The following is a 14,646-nucleotide window of genomic DNA, read 5'->3' on the forward strand; positions in this document are numbered from 1 at the left end:
GGGGGACGCTAGGGCCGCTTCACTGACATCCTGTGTCAGTGAAGTCCAGCCGGCTCGTCTCGATCCTCCTGCTGCTCCAGACCCGCGGACGGATGACCGCCGCCCGGCTCGCCGAGGAGCTGGAGGTGTCGGTGCGCACGGTGTACCGGGACGTCGAGGCGCTGAGCGCGGCCGGTGTCCCGCTCTACGCCGACGCGGGCCACGCCGGCGGTTACCGCCTGCTGGACGGCTACCGCACCCGCCTGACGGGGCTGACCACCGACGAGGCCGAGGCCCTCTTCCTCGCCGGTGCCCCGGGTGCCGCCGCCCAGTTGGGTCTCGGTTCCGTCCTGGCCGCCGCCCAGCTCAAGGTCCGGGCCGCGCTCCCGCCCGGACTGCGCCCGCACGCCGACCGGATCAGCAGCCGCTTCCACCTCGACGCGCCCGGCTGGTACGCCGACGCCGACGACACGCCGTACCTCCCGGCTGTGGCCGACGCGGTCTGGAACCGGCGTGCCGTGAACATCCTGTACCGCCGCTGGCGTGAGCCCACCGACGTGGAGCGCCGCCTGGAGCCGTACGGGCTCGTCCTCAAGGCGGGCCGCTGGTACGTCGTCGCGGGCCCGGGTCCCCGCACCTACCGGGTCGACCAGATCCTGCGACTGGACGCCACCGGCGAGGAGTTCAGCCCTCCCGGCGACTTCGACCTGGCCGTCCACTGGGCGGCGTACCAGCGCGACTTCCACCACCGGCTGCGAGCTGGCCGGGCCGTGGTCCGGCTGGCGCCGGGTGTGCCTCTCCCCGGACCGGCGCGGACCGACGCGGTGGTGGAGGAGGACGGCTGGACCCGAGTCACCGTCGCCATCGAGTCCGTCGACCGCGCCCACACCGACTTCCTGCGCCTGGGCAGCGGCATCGAGGTGCTCGAACCCCCGGAACTGCGTGAGCGGATCGCCCGGACGGCGGCCGAGCTGGTGGAACGGTACGGCGACCCCCGGCCCGGCTGATGCCGCCGCGTGCTCGGTTCGTGATCGGTCCTGGCACGCGGAGAGGACGCATACCGCATCCGGCACACGCCCTCTGATCGCCCGGTCAGCCAGTCGCGCAGGTCTGCTCGCCCAGCCTGAACGCGGCCGGTTTCGTGTTCGTGCCCGACCAGTTCGCCGTGAAGCCGAAGCTCACCGACGATCCCGCCGCCACACTGCCGTTCCAGCCGATGTTCTTCGCCGTGACCGCCGAACCCGACTGTGCCGCTTCGGCGTTCCACGCCTGGGTCAGCTTCTGGCCGTCGGGGAAGGCCCAGTTCAGGGACCAGCCGTTCCAGGCGGTCGTGCCGGTGTTGGCGAGCTGGACGTCCGCCTGGAAACCGCCCGCCCACTGGCCGGTGACCTTGTACGTCACCTTGCAGGCGCCCGTCGGTGCGGGGCCGGGACCCGGTCCCGGGTCGGTCGTGCCGCCGCCGGAGCTGTCGCCGTAGAGGACGCCCCGGCCGTTCGTGGAGACGTAGACACGGCCGTACACGCGCGGGTCGCCGGTGATCGCCGCGCCCGTCCAGCCCCACTGGTGGGCGTCGTCGTTGATGCGCGTCCAGCTCGCGCCCCGGTCGGTGGAGCGGAAGATGCCGCGCACGCCGCCGATCTTCGCGCTGGTGTAGAGGGTCTGGTAGGAGGCACCGGGTGCGGCCTTGCCGAAGCCGACGGTGTCCGCCTGCTCGACGTTCGACAGCTTGGTGAAGGTCGCCCCGCCGTCCGTGGAGTGCCACAGGCCGTAGGCGCCGTCCGTCGCGCCACCGGCCAGCCAGACGTCGCCCTTCCCGCCCGGCAGCGCCTTGAAGCGGACACTGTCACCGCTCGGCAGCCCCGTCGCAGGTGACGCCTTGAAGGTCGCCCCGCCGTCCGTACTGACGTAGAACTTCCCGGACTTGAAGCCGTAGAAGGTCTTCGGATCGACGCGGTCCGCCTCGACGACCGCCCCGGCGGGGATCCCTCCGGAGGCCTGCCACGACGTGCCGAAGCCGGTCGTGTGGTGCACGCCGGCACCGTCGGGGCTCCACACGAACCGGCTGCCGTCGGCCGCCGCCGCGACCGTGCCGCCGCCGCTCACGCCCGACGGGTCGGTCCCGGCGAACCAGTTGGCGCCGTTGTCCGTCGAGAACGCGATGTGCGGCCCCGAGTCCAGGTTGCCCGTCCGCACCACCGTGTCGGGCTTCGACTCGGCGAAGTCCAGGCTCGTGGTCGTCGTGAAGTTCGGCTGGGTGAACATCATCGACGGCACCTTCGTCAGGTCCGTGTGGCGGAAGCCGCCGATGTCGCCGAGCGCGCTCAGCAGCGGGGCGCCGGACGGGGGAGAGGCCAGGTCGTTGACCGCCGTCTCCTCCAGGCCACGCACCATCGGTTTGATGGCGAACTTGCTTCCGCTGTCCCAGTTCGTGAGGTTCTCCGTGCCGTAGATCGTCGCGCCCGTCCCGTACATCATCCGGTTCGAGTCGAACGGGTCGATCTCCATCGCCTCGGTCATCCACCCCAGCTTCGGCGTCTGCTCGGGCGGTTGCGGATTCGCGCCCCAGGTCAGCCACGGCGAGGACGAGACGTCCATCGTGTAGCGGTTCTCGCGGTTCGGGTACGACGTGTAGTCCCACGCCTTCGTCCAGGTCGCGCCGCTGTCCGTGGAGCGGAAGATCTGCGTGTCGGGCCACCAGGCGCTGTAGGCGGTCGCCATGACCGTGCCCGGCTTCTGCCGGTCCACCGTCAGCCCGCTGAAGCCGTAGAAGGTGTCGGCCTCCGCCACCGGGCTGATGTCCGTCCAGGTTCCCGTGCCCGTCGCGTACCGCCACAGCCGGCCCTTGCCGCCGTCGTACGGGCCGCCCTTGTCGCTGTACGCGAGGTAGAGGTGACCGTTCTTCGCGTCCAGGACGCCCTTGTGCGCCAGGTGGCCGGTGGGCTGCCCGGCCAGCCGCTGCCAGGTCGCGCCCGCGTCCGTCGACCGGTACACCGCGTTGTCCTTGTCGGCGACCCCGACGTAGACCGTCTTCGTGGCGTTCCCGGCCGTGCCCGTGGACTCGTCGAAGGTGACCCAGACGATGCCCTGGTTGTCGGACGCGTAGCCGCTCGTGTCGCTCGGGTCCTGCGCGTAGTTGCCGACGTTGGGGAAGTTCGCCACCTGCGACCAGGTCACGCCCGAGTCCGTCGACCGCCACAGCCCCTTGCCGCTGGGTGCGCCCAGATACAGCACGCTGTTCCGGTTCGGGTCGACGGCCAGCCGCTCGCCCATGCCCCGCCCCGGCATGTTGCCGCCCAGCTTGAACGGCAGGTTCGCCTTCCGCCAGCTCGCGCCCCGGTCGGAGGAGCGCATGACGGCGCCGTTCTTCGGGTCCCAGCTGTTTGTGTACGTCCCGACCGCCGCGTACACCCGGTTCGGATCGACGGAGTCGGAGGCGATGCTGACGACGCCCGTGTGCCCCCAGTCGTCCCACCCGACCGAGTCCAGCAGCGGCGTCCAGGTCTTCGAGGACTCCTGCCAGCGATAGGCGCCGCCGATGTCGGTGCGGGCGTAGGCCAGGTTCTTCTCGGAGCGGTTGAAGACGATGCCGGGTACGAACCCGCCCCCGTCGATCCGGGCGTTCTTCCAGGTGTACGTGTCGGCGGCGAGCTTCGGCGCCGGCGGATCGGCGGCCAGGGCACGGGGCGCGCCCGACAACAGCCCGGCCGCCAGCGCCAGCACGGCCGTGAGGATACGGGTTCTTCGCACGGTGGGGGTCCTTCCGAGAGGTGGACGTGCGAGGGCCGGGCGGCTCCCGTGCGGGTGGAGCCGCCCGGCCGTGGTGGCCCCGCGTCAGGTGCGGAGCCGTGTACGCGGGGCTTCGGACGCTGCCCCGGGGGCGCGGGGAACTGCGCGACCGGCCACAACGGACCGGCAGACGAAGTACCGCCACCCCGCGGAGCGCCCGGCGGGGGCTATTCGAGAAGCTCCGCGTACGAGCCCATGGCCAGGGCGATGTCCGCCTGGGCCCAGAACCGGTGGTACGTGAACGACGGGACAGCCCCACCGGCCAGGTAGTTCTCGATCTTCGACCAGGCGGGGTCGTCCTCGTAGAAGGAGCGGATCGAGTCGAACGTCGACGACGAGTTGATCGGGTCGCCGTTGGGCATCGTGCCCGTCCAGCCGCTCGGGATGTGGACCGGGTCGTCGAACCGGTTGTAGTCGGCCCGGTTCTCCGGAACGGCGATCCCGAGGTCGGTCTGGTAGTTGGTCCACATGCCGTCCAGCAGCTTCTTCGCCGCCGCCGCGGCCTGTGTGTCACCGGAGCGGTCCGCGTAGTACGTCAGGGTCTTGGCGTACGCGGCCGCGACACCGACGTCGTTGGTGTAGTCGGCGACGGTGACGTGCAGGCCGGTGTTGGCGCCGGGGCTGGCGGCGTTCCAGGTGTCGGGCTGGCCCGACCACTGGAGCGTCGAGGGGATGCGGTAGGTGCCGTCCGGGTTGAACGTGGTCTTGGACAGCGCCCACTTGACCCACTTGTCGAGGACCGTCTTGGCTTTGGCGTTGCCGGTCTGCTGGTACAGCTCGGCGACGCGCTCCATGGACCATGCCTGGAAGCCGAACCACTGGTTGGACGGCGGGTCGTGGTACACCGGCTTCTCGTCGTAGTACATGCCGTAGAACGTCGACTTGCCCGACGGCGGGGTCGCGTACCGGCCCTGCCAGCTGTTGGTCGCACCGCCGGCGATGGCGCCCTCGTCCGACTGGAGCCAGCGGTAGAACTCCAGTTGCCGGTCCATGGACTTGGCCCAGTCCGCCGCACCCGTCGCCGATTTGGGCTTCAGCGGGGCGTAGTTGGCGAGCGCGTAGGCGGCGAAGGGGTTCTGGTAGCCGCCGTGGGCGTGGCTGGAGCCGATGCGCCAGGCCCAGCCGGCATTGGTGTCGGTGGCGCCGCCCCAGGCGTAGTACCAGGAGAGCAGGTACATCGAGGCGTCCTTGCCGGTGCCCGCCGGGCAGGCCGAGGGCCCGACGCAGTTGCCGACCTTCTTGAAGTACTTGTCGTACATCGCGTAGCGCAGGTAGTCGCCCATCTTGGCCGCCTTCGCGACCGTCCCGGAGACCTGCCCGCCCTTGCCCTGCTCCTTGGCCCACAGATCCGCCCAGTAGGCGGCCTGCACGGCCCGGGCGTCGGCGTCCGGCGCGTTGGTGAACTTCCACTGCTTGGCGTAGGAGGCGTCACCGGTGAACAGGTCCAGGTAGCCGTTCTTGCCGCCGTACTTGAAGGCGTCACAGGTCGGCTGCGGCACCGTCTCCCACACCGACTCCTGCGCGCCGCGCTGGAAGGTGTTGATGTACGACGGGCCGGTGTCCGACGGTCCCGCCTCGCACTTGCCGGGCGAGTTGCCGTAGCCGTAGACGTTGTCCACGTCCTGCAACCAGTGCATGCCGTAGACGTCGTCCGTGCCGTAGGCGCTCTTCAGCTCGCCCGCGATCGGGTCGGAGCCGACCGCGACACCGGTGTCGAGCTTGGCCGGGTACTCGTTCGGCGTGTCCAGCTCGGGCGCGTAGGTGGCCGGCTTGGCGGGGTTGTAGAAGGAGTTGGTCGGCTGGTCGGCCTTGGTGGGGATCATGTACTTCTCCATGATCTCCCAGGCCCCGTTGAACTTGGACCAGTCGCCGGTGACCTTGCCGTACATGGCCTGGAGCCACAGGAGGTAGCTGTACGCCTCCGACGTGGTCTCGTGACCGTGGTCCGGCGCCTCGACGATCAGCGTCTCGACCGAGTGGTACGGAATGCCCTCGGGCGAGAAGTAGCCGTTCGCCGGGTTGGTGATCTTCCCGTACAACTCCAGGAAGCGCGCGTCGTACTCCTTCGCCGCGGCCAGCTGCGTGACGGTGACCGACGCCTTGGCGTGGCCCGCGGCCGTCGACTCGAACACGGCCGATCCGGTACCGGAGTTCGCGGCCGCCACGGTCACCTTCTGCGCGGTGTTCCAGTTCTGCGGCGTGAAGGTCAGCGAGGCACCGGCCGAGACCGACAGCCCCGAGTTGCCGCTCGCCCGGGCCGAGGTCACCGTGACGTTCGCCGAGGGCTGCTTGGACAGCTTCACCTCATAGGTGCCCGACTTGCCGGACTGGACACCCAGTTGGAGCGGTGAGGCGACCACGGTCGGGCCGGAGGCGACGGTGATGCCGACCGGCGTGGAATCGGCGGAGGCGCCCCTGCTGTCGTACGCCTTCGCCACCAGGGAGTGACTGCCCACGGCCAGGTCCGAGACGGACAGCGCGTAGGGCGCGCTCGTGTCCGTGCCCAGCAGCTTGGTGTCGTCGTAGAACTCCACCTTGCTGATCGTGGCGCTGTCAGCGGCGGCCGCGGTGGCCGCCAGCGGCACCGCCTGGCCCTGGGTGTACACGGCGCCCGCGCTCGGGCTGGTCAGCACGGCGATCGGCGGCTGGTGCGCGCCGGTGCAGGGCGTGCCGTTGACCGAGAAGGACGTCGGCGCGGTGTTGGAGCCGCTGTAGGAGAACTGGGCGCCGGTGGAGACGGCGGCGCCCGCGGCGACCCGCCCGTTGTGGCCGGCGTTCTTGACGGTGATGTTCTGGCCGGACTGCGACCAGGTGCCGTTCCAGCCGTTGCCCAGCTTCTGGTTGCCCGAGTAGGCGTAGGTCAGCGTCCAGCCGTCGATGACGTCCGTGCCGCGGTTGGTGAGGGTCAGGTCCACCGTGAAACCGGAGCCCCAGTCGTTCGTCTTGTAGTCGACACTGCACTGAAGTGCCGCCGCCTGCGCGGGAGTCGACCCTGAGGAGAGCATCGTCAACGGAAGCGCGAGAGCTGCGAGGGCTGCGGTCCACAGCCGCCGCACCGCTCCGCGTCTCCGGGGTGGGGGATGCATGGTGCTGGTTCCTCCTTGCGGCTCGGAGAAGTCAAGGCTTGAACCAGTGGGAGCGCTCCCATAGTGCGGACCCGTCAGGTACCGGTCAAGGTCTTCGAAGAGTCGAAAAGATTCGACGCCGGGAGTTGAGCGAAAGTCAGTGACTCCCCTGTTCTTTGCCGACACTTGGCGCTACCTTCCTTGACACCAGTGGGAGCGGTTCCATCAGTCGACGCGTCCGTCACGACGCACCCGGCCTGCACGGAGTCGCTCATGCGACACCCCTCGCGTTCAGTACTTTTAGCCGCCGCCCATGCGGTCGTCCCCGGCTGCGCGAGTGCCGGTGCCGGGTTCCTCATGTCCTTGTCGGAGCGCGCCCTGAACGGCTGACACCCCCACCAGCGAAAGGGAAACCCGCACTCATGAGCCGTACGAGAACAGCGTTACTGGCCGCCATGGCCCTGGTCGCCGGAGCGACCGGCACCGCCTTCGCCGTCGACCCGGGCGCCGCCGGCGTCGCCGCCGTCCCCTGCACCGTCGACTACAAGATCCAGAACCAGTGGAGCACCGGCTTCACCGCCGCCGTGACCATCACGAACAACAGCGCCGCCAAGTCGTCGTGGTCGCTGAAGTGGTCGTACGCCGGTGACCAGAAGGTCACCAGCGGCTGGAACGCCAAGCTGAGCCAGAGCGGTACCGCCGTCACCGCGGCCAACGAGTCCTACAACGCCCAGCTGGCGACCGGCGGTTCGGTCAGCTTCGGCTTCCAGGGCAGCTACAGCGGCAGCAACGCGGTCCCGGCCACGTTCACTCTCGACGGCGTGACCTGCAACGTCGATGACGGTGGTCCCGGCGGTCCCACCGACCCGCCGGATCCGGGCGGCCCGTCCAACCGGGTGAACAACCCCTACGAGGGTGCCAAGGTGTACGTGAACCCGGAGTGGTCCGCGAACGCCGCCGCCGAACCGGGCGGCAGCCGCGTCGCCAACCAGCCGACGGGAGTCTGGCTGGACCGGATCGCGGCCATCAACGGCGCGGGCGGAAAGATGGGCCTGCGCGCCCACCTCGACGAGGCGCTGCGCCAGAAGGGTTCCGGCGAACTCGTCGTCCAGTTCGTCATCTACAACCTGCCCGGCCGGGACTGCTCCGCCCTCGCCTCCAACGGTGAGCTGAAGGCCGACGAGATCGGCCGCTACAAGACGGACTACATCGACCCGATCAAGGCGATCCTCGCCGACCCGAAGTACGCCTCGCTGCGGATCGTCACGACGGTCGAGATCGACTCGCTGCCGAACCTCGTCACCAACACCGGCAGCCGCCCGACGGCCGTCCCGCAGTGCGACGTGATGAAGGCCAACGGCAACTACGTCAAGGGCGTCGGCTACGCGCTCAACAAGCTCGGCGACGTGCCGAACGTCTACAACTACGTCGACGCCGGACACCACGGCTGGATCGGCTGGGACGACAACTTCGGCCCCACCGCCACCATCATGAAGGAGGCGGCGACCGCCGAGGGCGCCACGGTGAACGACGTCCACGGCTTCATCACCAACACGGCGAACTACAGCGCTTTGAAGGAGAACAACTTCACCATCAACGACACCGTGGCCGGCAAGTCCGTCCGCGAGTCGAAATGGGTCGACTGGAACCGCTACCTCGACGAGCTGTCCTACGCCCAGGCCTTCCGCAACCAGCTGGTCTCGGCGGGCTTCAACTCGAACATCGGCATGCTGATCGACACCTCCCGCAACGGCTGGGGCGGTGCCGCACGGCCCACCGGACCGGGCGCGACGACGAGCGTCGACACCTACGTCGACGGCGGGCGGTACGACCGCCGCTTCAACGCCGGCAACTGGTGCAACCAGTCCGGAGCCGGCCTCGGTGAGCGCCCGCGGACGGCCCCGGCGACCGGGATCGACGCCTACGTTTGGATGAAGCCGCCGGGCGAGTCCGACGGGTCGAGCAAGGCCATCCCGAACGACGAGGGCAAGGGCTTCGACCGCATGTGCGACCCCACCTACACGGGCAACCCGCGGAACAACAACAACATGTCCGGTGCCCTGCCGGACGCGCCGGTGTCCGGGCACTGGTTCTCCGCCCAGTTCCGGCAGCTGATGCAGAACGCGTACCCTCCGCTGTCCTGACCCGTCCGTGCTGAACCGCTGATCCGCCGGGGCCCCGTGCCCCGGCGGATTTTGCGGGACCGGCAACAGCAGTGGCCTCCGCACGGTGCGCCGTCGCACGCTGACCGCATCCGAGCGAGAGGCTGACCACCATGGCGCACCACCACCACGACCACGAGCGGGGCCACGGTTCCCACCACGGCCACACGGACATCGACTGGGCCGAGATGGGCCCGACGCTGGAGGCTTCGGCGGAGCTGTTCGCGTCCCTGTACGAGCGGGCCCTGGGCTGGCTGGCGCAGGAGGTGACCGAACCGGGTCTGATCGTCGACGCGGGCAGCGGACCGGGTGTCGTGTCGTGTCTGTTCGCGGAGACGTTCCCGGGCGCGCGGATCGTGGCGGTGGACGGATCCGAGGGACTGCTGGAGCGGGCCCGGGCGCGCGCCGAGCGGCAGGGGGTCGCCGACCGCTTCGGCACGATCACGGGTGAACTCCCCGACGTACTGGGTGAGCTGGACTACCCCGCCGATCTGCTCTGGGCGAGCCGCAGCCTGCACCACCTCGGCGACCAGCGGGCGGCGCTCGCCGAGTTCGCGCAGCGGCTGGCACCCGGCGGCACGCTGGCCGTCATGGAGGGCGGTCTGCCGCTGCGGTTCCTGCCGCGCGACTTCGGCATCGGCCGGCCCGGTCTCCAGGCACGGATCGACGCGGTGGAGGCGGACTGGTTCACCCGGATGCGCACCGATCTGCCCGGGCACGTGGCCGAGACCGAGAACTGGCCGGCCCTGCTCGCCGCCGCGGGCCTGAAGCACACGAGGACGCACAGCTTCCTGCTCGACCTCCCGGCGCCCGCCTCGGACCGGGCCCGTGCCTATGTCGTGGCGTCCCTGTCGCACATGCGCGACAAGCTCGCCGAGGGGCTCGACGCCGAGGACCTGGCGACCGTCGACCGCCTGCTCGACCCGGACGACGAGGCGAGCCTGCACCACCGTCCCGACATGTTCGTCCTGGAGGCCCACACGGTCCACACGGCGGTCCGGCCCGCCTAGTGCTGTGACCGGGAACCTTCGCCGAGGTCAGCTCGGTCAGTCCGGTCGTGCGGCTTCCCACCTCCACGAGGTCTGGCGAGGGAGGCCGTCGAGTTCTCCGCGGCCGGTGCACCAGAGGAGTACCTGAGTGGGGTCTCCGGGCGGGGCGCCGGGGAAGAGCCGGGTGAGTACTGCTGCGCTCAGCGGTGCTGGTGGAAGCCAGTCCAGGGACAGGCCCTGCGTGATGTCGTAGGTGTGCAGCAGAGTTTCGGCGACGCCCATCGCGGCGAATCCTTCGGGGTCGCACGGGCCCCAGTGCCAGGCCCTCAGGGCCGAATCGGCTGTGGCCAGGGCGCTGCTGAGCAGTCCGCCGCAGGCGGTGACGGCCTGGAGGACTTCGGCAGGCGAGGCCGTGGGGCGAACGCCCAGGTCGATGGGAAGGTAGGCGTCCGTGGGCTGCGCTGCCAGCTGCCCTGCGTAGGCCAGCAGGTCGTGGCCGATGTGGGCTGCTGTTTGCCAGCAAGTCCATTCGAGTGGCCCTGCCGGCACCGTCCAGTCCTCGGCGGTGTGCGGGCCGAGCACCCGCAGCAACTCTGCTACGGCGGCGTCGACGTCCGTATGGTCCATGCAGAACTCCTCGCGGTCCGTGGTGGAACTGGGCTGGGCTGGTGCAGACGACGCACACGCCTCCAGCCGCCGGCGGGGACGTCACCGTCCATCCAACCGCCCCAACCTCCGCCCCGCGAAGCCTCCCCGTCAGAACACCGGCGACAGCGCCCTTGACTTCGAGAGCGCTCCAGCTGATGGACTCCCCGGCATCGCACACCGGTCCACACCACAGGGGGAATCCATGTCCGACTCTCAGGTCGCGCTCATCACCGGAGGGGGCAGCGGTATCGGGGCCGCTGTCGCCCGGCAGCTGCTGGACGCCGGGTTCCGGGTGGCCGTCACCGGGCGGGGGGAGGAGCGGCTGCGGGCGTTCGCCGAGGAACTGGGGCGGCCCGACGGGCTGCTGACGCTCGTCGGTGACACCGCCGTGTACGAGGACGTCCGGGCGGCGGTCGACACCACCGTCAAGAACTTCGGCCGGCTCGACACGGTCGTCGCCAACGCCGGTTTCGCCACCCACGACACGGTCGCGGAGGGCGACCCGGCCGGCTGGACCGCCATGGTGCTGACCAACGTCCTCGGCCCCGCCCTGCTGATCAGGGCGTCCGTCGACGCGCTGAAGGAGACGCGCGGCCGGATCGTCCTGGTCGGGAGCGTCGCCGGGTTCGTGCACGGACCGGGCAACATCTACGGGGCGACGAAGTGGGCGGTGACCGGGCTCGCCGAGAACACCCGGCGGCAGGTCACGGAGTGGGGCGTGGGCGTCACCCTGGTCGCGCCCGGCCGGACGGAGACCCCCTTCTGGGACTCCTACGGCAGTCTCCCGCCCGGCCACCTCCTCACCGCCGGCCAGATCGCCGACTCGATCGTCTGGGCGATGCGGCAGCCGGACGGTGTCGACGTCAACACGGTGGTCGTACGACCGGTGGGACAGCCGGTCTGAGAACCGCGAAGGGGGGGCACACGACGGTGCCCCGGCCCGGGCCCCGCGAGGGGCTCCGGGACCGGGGCGCTGCCGGTGCGGCTCAGGCGCCGTTGAACTCGGCCGGGTCCGGGCCGATGCGGCGGTCCTCGTTCAGCGCGCTGATCGCCGCGAGGTCCTCGTCGTCCAGGCTGAAGTCGAACACGTCGATGTTCTCCTTGATCCGCGACGGGGTCACGGACTTCGGGATCACCACGTTGCCCAGCTGGATGTGCCAGCGCAGCACGACCTGGGCCGGGGTGCGGTCGTGCTTGCGGGCGATGGCCACGATCGCCGGGACCTCCAGCAGCCCCTTGCCCTGGCCGAGGGGCGACCAGGCCTCCGTGGCGATGCCCTGCTCCGCGTGGTACTCGCGGGAGGCGCCCTGCTGAAGGTGCGGGTGCAGCTCGATCTGGTTCACCGCCGGGACGACCGACGTCTCACCGATCAGCTTCTGAAGGTGCTCGGGGAGGAAGTTGGAGACGCCGATGGCCCGGATCCGGCCGTCGGCGTGCAGCTTCTCGAACGCCTTGTAGGTGTCGACGTACAGACCCCGCTCCGGCGTCGGCCAGTGGATCAGGTACAGGTCGACGTAGTCCAGGCCGAGCTTCTCCAGCGACGTGTCGAAGGCGCGCAGCGTGGAGTCGTACCCCTGGTCGGAGTTCCAGAGCTTGGTGGTGACGAAGAGCTCCTCGCGGGGGAGACCGGCGGCGGCGATGGCCTTGCCGGTGCCCTTCTCGTTGCCGTAGATCGCCGCTGTGTCGATGCTGCGGTACCCGGCCTCCAGCGCCGTCGCGACGGCCGTCTCGGCCTCGTCGTCCGGCACCTGCCAGACGCCGAAGCCCAGCTGGGGCATCTCGACGCCGTTGTTCAGGATGATCGGGGGGACCTTGCTCACGAGCTCTCGATCCTTCGGTAAGTGGTCAGGTGTACTCCCATCGTCAACGATCACGGGCGGTGATGCATTCCTGACGGGAGAATTCCGAAGCCACACCTGCCCCGCGAGGCGCATGTCACGCCCGGTAGAGCGCCTCGACCTCGTTCTCGTACGCCTTTTCGATCGCCTTCCGCTTCAGCTTCAGGGACGGGGTCAGCAACCCGTGCTCCTCCGTGAACGGCTGGGCCAGTATGCGGAAGGTGCGGATCGACTCGGCCTGGGAGACGAGGGTGTTGGCGGCGACCACCGCGCGGCGCACCTCCGTCTCCAGATCCGCGTCGCGCACCAGCTCCGCCGGGGACATCTGCGGCTTGGCCCGCATGGCCAGCCAGTGCTCCACGGCCTCCTGGTCGAGGGTGACCAGGGCGGCGATGTACGGGCGGTCGTTGCCCACGACGATGCACTGGTTGACCAGCGGATGGTCCCGGACGCGTTCCTCCAGGACCCCGGGCGAAACGCTCTTGCCGCCGGAGGTGACCAGGATCTCCTTCTTGCGGCCGGTGATGGTGAGGAAGCCGTCCTCGTCCAGCGCGCCGAGGTCGCCGGTGGCGAGCCAGCCGTCGTGCAGGGTGGCGTCGGTGGCCTTCTGGTTGTTGAGGTACCCCTGGAACACGTTCTCGCCGCGCAGCCAGATCTCGCCGTCGTCCGCGATGTGCACGGTCATGCCGGGGATGGGCTGCCCGACCGTGCCGAAGCGGGTGCGCCCGGGCGGATTGGCGGTCGCGGCGGCCGTGGACTCCGTCAGGCCGTAGCCCTCGTAGATGTGCACGCCCGCGCCGGCGAAGAACAGCCCGAGCCGGCGGTCCATCGCCGAGCCGCCGGACATGGCGTGCTTGATCCTGCCGCCCATCGCGGCGCGGATCTTGCCGTAGACCAGTTTGTCGAACAGCTGGTGCTGCATGCGCAGCCCCGCCGACGGGCCGGGGCCGGTGCCCCAGGCCTTGGCCTCCAGCGCGTCGGCGTACTTGATGGCGACGTCGACGGCCTTCTCGAAGGGGCCGGAGCGGCCCTCCTTCTCGGCCTTGCGGCGGGCCGCGTTGAACACCTTCTCGAAGATGTACGGCACGGCGAGGAAGAACGTCGGCTTGAACGCGGCCAGGTCGGGCAGCAGGGCCGCCGCGTTCAGCTGCGGCTGATGGCCGAACTTCACCTTGCCGCGGATCCCCGCGACCTGGACCATCCGTCCGAAGACGTGCGCGAGCGGCAGGAACAGCAGGGTCGCCGCCTCGTCGCCGCGCCGGGAGTGGAACACCGGCTCCCAGCGCTCGATGACGGTGTCCGCCTCGTACATGAAGTTGCCGTGCGTGATGACACAGCCCTTGGGGCGGCCGGTGGTGCCCGAGGTGTAGATGATCGTGGCGACCGAGTCGGGTGTGACGGCCTGCCGGTGGCGGTGCACCATCTCGTCGTCGAGGTGCGCGCCGGCGTCGTACAGCTCGTGCACGGCACCGGCGTCGAGCTGCCACAGCCGGCGCAGCTGGGGCAGCCGGTCGATGACGGTGGCGATCGTCATCGCGTGGTCCTCGTGCTCCACGACCGCGGCCGTCACCTCGGCGTCGTACAGCATCCAGAAGCACTGCTCGGCCGACGACGTGGGGTAGACCGGCACGACCTGGGCGCCGATCGTCCACAGCGCGTAGTCGAACAGGGTCCACTCGTAGCGCGTGCGGGACATGATCGCGACCCGGTCGCCGAACCGGATGCCGCTCGCCAGCAGGCCCTTGGCCAGGGCGAGCACCTCGTCGCGGAACTCGGCGCTGGTGACGTCCCGCCACTGGCCGGAGTCGTCCTTGCGGCCCAGCGCGATGTGCAGCGGGTCCTCCTGGGCATGCTCGAAGACCACGTCGGCCAGACCGCCCACCGGAGGTGCCAACGCCAACGGAGGGATGGTGAACTCGCGCAAACCCCGCTCCCCGCTCCTCAGCGCTCCTGTCGAGTGACGTCCCGCACAGCGCCGTGAAAGCTACCCCACCCGGACAGGGGGCGGGAGGGGGTGCGAAGGCGGGCATCGCTCCGGTCCGCGCTGGTCAGCGAGGGAAAAAGCGCTCACATGGGGAAGGGTCGGACACAATCCTGACGGTTGAGTAAGTTTCGGTGCCGTAATCTCCACCGAATCTGTACGAGTCCGGTCGCGGCGCGACGGGCCGTGGAACGGGCT

General features: G+C 70.0%; 9 protein-coding genes. 4 read left to right on the plus strand and 5 right to left on the minus strand.

Annotation, left to right across the window (positions count from 1 at the left end; genetic code table 11):
- Positions 1 to 38: 38 nt before the first annotated feature.
- Positions 39 to 986: a YafY family protein gene (locus tag AB0E85_RS02915; protein WP_361921767.1), complete on the plus strand. Its 948-nt coding sequence runs from the start codon at positions 39 to 41 to the stop codon at positions 984 to 986.
- Between the two features lie 85 nt (positions 987 to 1,071).
- On the opposite strand, the gene AB0E85_RS02920 is transcribed toward AB0E85_RS02915, so the two are convergent.
- Together AB0E85_RS02920 and AB0E85_RS02925 are read right to left on the minus strand one after the other, a co-directional pair.
- Positions 1,072 to 3,726: a cellulose binding domain-containing protein gene (locus tag AB0E85_RS02920; RefSeq protein WP_361921769.1), complete on the minus strand. Its 2,655-nt coding sequence runs from the start codon at positions 3,724 to 3,726 to the stop codon at positions 1,072 to 1,074.
- A gap of 206 nt (positions 3,727 to 3,932) precedes the next feature.
- Complete coding sequence (locus AB0E85_RS02925) at positions 3,933 to 6,851, minus strand: glycoside hydrolase family 48 protein (protein WP_361921771.1); 2,919 nt, start codon at positions 6,849 to 6,851, stop codon at positions 3,933 to 3,935.
- A gap of 401 nt (positions 6,852 to 7,252) precedes the next feature.
- On the opposite strand from AB0E85_RS02925, the gene AB0E85_RS02930 reads away from it, so the two are divergent.
- Together AB0E85_RS02930 and AB0E85_RS02935 are read left to right on the plus strand one after the other, a co-directional pair.
- Positions 7,253 to 8,974, plus strand: coding sequence for a glycoside hydrolase family 6 protein (locus tag AB0E85_RS02930; RefSeq protein ID WP_361921773.1), 1,722 nt, complete (start codon positions 7,253 to 7,255; stop codon positions 8,972 to 8,974).
- Between the two features lie 131 nt (positions 8,975 to 9,105).
- Complete coding sequence (locus AB0E85_RS02935) at positions 9,106 to 10,002, plus strand: class I SAM-dependent methyltransferase (RefSeq protein ID WP_361921775.1); 897 nt, start codon at positions 9,106 to 9,108, stop codon at positions 10,000 to 10,002.
- A gap of 36 nt (positions 10,003 to 10,038) precedes the next feature.
- Here the strand turns inward: AB0E85_RS02935 and AB0E85_RS02940 are convergent, their stop codons facing one another.
- Complete coding sequence (locus AB0E85_RS02940) at positions 10,039 to 10,608, minus strand: maleylpyruvate isomerase N-terminal domain-containing protein (protein ID WP_361921777.1); 570 nt, start codon at positions 10,606 to 10,608, stop codon at positions 10,039 to 10,041.
- A 223-nt stretch (positions 10,609 to 10,831) separates the two neighbouring features.
- Between AB0E85_RS02940 and AB0E85_RS02945 the strand changes: the two genes are divergently transcribed.
- A complete protein-coding gene (locus AB0E85_RS02945; protein ID WP_361921779.1) occupies positions 10,832 to 11,533 on the plus strand; it encodes an SDR family NAD(P)-dependent oxidoreductase in 702 nt (233 codons plus the stop codon).
- Positions 11,534 to 11,615: 82 nt separating this feature from the next.
- On the opposite strand, the gene AB0E85_RS02950 is transcribed toward AB0E85_RS02945, so the two are convergent.
- Positions 11,616 to 12,407 carry an aldo/keto reductase gene (locus AB0E85_RS02950; protein ID WP_361921943.1) on the minus strand — a complete coding sequence of 264 codons (792 nt, stop codon included), beginning with the start codon at positions 12,405 to 12,407 and terminating at the stop codon, positions 11,616 to 11,618.
- 157 nt (positions 12,408 to 12,564) lie between these two features.
- Positions 12,565 to 14,391, minus strand: coding sequence for an AMP-dependent synthetase/ligase (locus AB0E85_RS02955; RefSeq protein WP_361921781.1), 1,827 nt, complete (start codon positions 14,389 to 14,391; stop codon positions 12,565 to 12,567).
- Between the last annotated feature and the right edge of the window lie 255 nt (positions 14,392 to 14,646).

Source organism: Streptomyces sp. NPDC029044, from assembly GCF_040637495.1.
Taxonomy (GTDB): Bacteria; Actinomycetota; Actinomycetes; order Streptomycetales; family Streptomycetaceae; genus Streptomyces.